The sequence below is a fragment of the Rhodococcus sp. P4_F5 genome (assembly GCF_056401315.1).
On record NZ_JBFUJP010000145.1, the window covers coordinates 1 to 2,234 of the forward strand.

Here is a 2,234-nt window from a genome sequence, read left to right on the forward strand (position 1 = left end):
TCATCACTGCGGTGTACTCCGGTGCGGGTGAGTTCCAGCCGTCGACTTCGGGTGCTCACAATGTCAACGTCACTCCGGCTGATGTCACCACGACGACGTCGGTGTCGGGTCCGGCGACTGCGGTTGAGGGCACGGATGTGGTTCTGGGCGTGCAGGTTTCCCCGGTTCCGGTCGGTGGCACGGTGCAGTTCAAGAGCGGTGCTGCTGACATCGGTGGGCCGGTGACCCTCGATTCCGAGGGTAAGGGTTCCATCACGCAGCAGTTCACGTCGGTCGGTGCGCAGAGCATCACCGCGGTGTACTCGGGTGCGGCCGGGTTCGTCGGTTCGACCTCGGGTGTACACGACATTGCGATCACGCCGGCTGATGTCACCACGACGACGTCGGTGACCGGTCCGGCGACTGCGGTTGCGGGTGCGGATGTCACGTTGAACGTGCAGGTTTCGCCGGTACCTAGCGGTGGCACCGTGCAGTTCAAGGACGGCGCCACCGATCTGGGTGGTCCGGTGACCCTCGATGCCGAGGGCAAGGGCAGCATCACGCAGCAGTTCGCGGCGGCGGTTGCTCGCAGCATCACCGCTGTGTACTCCGGTGCGGGTGAGTTCCAGCCGTCGACGTCGGCTGCGCACAACGTGGCGGTGACTCCGGCGAATGTCGCCACCGAGACCACGGTCACCGGTGACACGGCCGGTGTCGTCGGTTCCGATGTCTCTCTGAGCGTGAAGGTTTCGCCGGCTCCGGCTGTCGGCGCCAAGGTGCAGTTCAAGAACGGCGCGGCGGACCTCGGTGCTCCGGTCGACCTGGACGCGCAGGGCAACGCCTCGATCACGGCGCCGTTGGCGGCGGGCAATCATGTGATCACTGCGGTGTTCGCTGGTTTCAATGAGCATCAGGGTTCGACGTCGGCTGCGCACAACGTGACGGTGACTCCGGCGGACGTCACCACGACGACGTCGGTGACCGGTCCGGCGACTGCGATCGAGGGCGCGGACGTGGTTCTGAACGTGCAGGTTTCGCCGGTACCTAACGGTGGCACGGTGCAGTTCAAGAACGGCGCCAACAACATCGGTGGCCCGGTGACCCTCGATTCCGAGGGCAAGGGTTCGATCACGCAGCAGTTCGCGACCACGGGTGCGCAGAGCATCACTGCGGTGTACTCGGGTGCTGCCGGCTTCATCACCTCGACCTCGGATGCGCACACCGTCACGGTGTCGGCTCCTGCCGAGACCGACGTGGCCACCACCACGGTGCTCACCGTGCCCGCCACGGCGACGAAGGGTGCAGCGGTGAACCTGGTCGCGACTGTCTCCCCGGATCCGGCCGGCGGCACCGTCCAGTTCATGGACGGCACGACGCCGATCGGTGCTCCGGTCGGGTTGATGAACGGAAAGGCGACTCGCTCGCATCCCTTCGCGACCGCCGGCGCGCATGAGATCACCGCGATCTACAGCGGTGCTCCCGGCTACCTGACCTCGACGGCCGAGGTCGCCACCGTCACCGTCGACGAGCCCGTCGACGGCGGGACCGGCAGTGCCGGCGGCTCGCTGGGGAGCCTGTTCGGTTCCTCCTGAGTTGTCGGCGCTCCTGACGGAGCGACGTGAGTGTGGCCCCTGCCGGAAGTCCGGCAGGGGTCACACCCGTATTCATGGCAAGGATTGGCCGTGACGGAAATGTCCGGCTGTGGTGCCAAATTTGCGAGTGAATCAGTCAATTACCGGCTGGCAACAGATGTAACCGCGCGTAGCGGTCACTGCGGTCAGGGTGTGGTGCGGTGCATTGCGCCAGTTCAGGGCCTGTCTTGCCGATGTAGAAAAAGGCAGCCGACCGCGTTGGGTTAAACAAATGGCCACGGCCCAGTTTTCATCCCGTGATCTTCCTGTGACGAGCCGCCGGTTGCGTTACCCTGGGCGCCGAATCCAAAAAGTTGGACGGTCGTCTTGGACTGTCGTCGAGAGGAATGTATGACTCACGAAAACACGCGCCGGGTGATCGGTGGCCTGAGCGCGGTGGCCATCGCCGCCGGGTTCGCGGTCACCGCCGGTGTCGGCATGGCTGGTGCGGCGCCGAGTTCGGTGTCCTGGGCCGACGGCAACAGCAACTTCACCCGGACCGTCAGCAACACGACGCCGGTCGAGGGCGAGGTCGTCACGACCTCGATGAAGTTCATGCGGAAGGCTCTCACCGTCGTTGAGTACGTCCAGGCGGTCAAGGACTTCCATCCCGCGTGCATGACG

General features: G+C 65.2%; 1 protein-coding gene and 1 pseudogene. Both read left to right on the top strand.

Annotation, left to right across the window (positions count from 1 at the left end):
- Positions 1 to 1,571: Ig-like domain repeat protein (locus tag AC1DU4_RS26260; protein ID WP_477844904.1), on the top strand; the 1,571-nt coding region annotated here is incomplete at its 5' end.
- Between the two features lie 390 nt (positions 1,572 to 1,961).
- A pseudogene (locus AC1DU4_RS26265) lies at positions 1,962 to 2,234 on the top strand (Ig-like domain-containing protein); the annotation flags it as partial.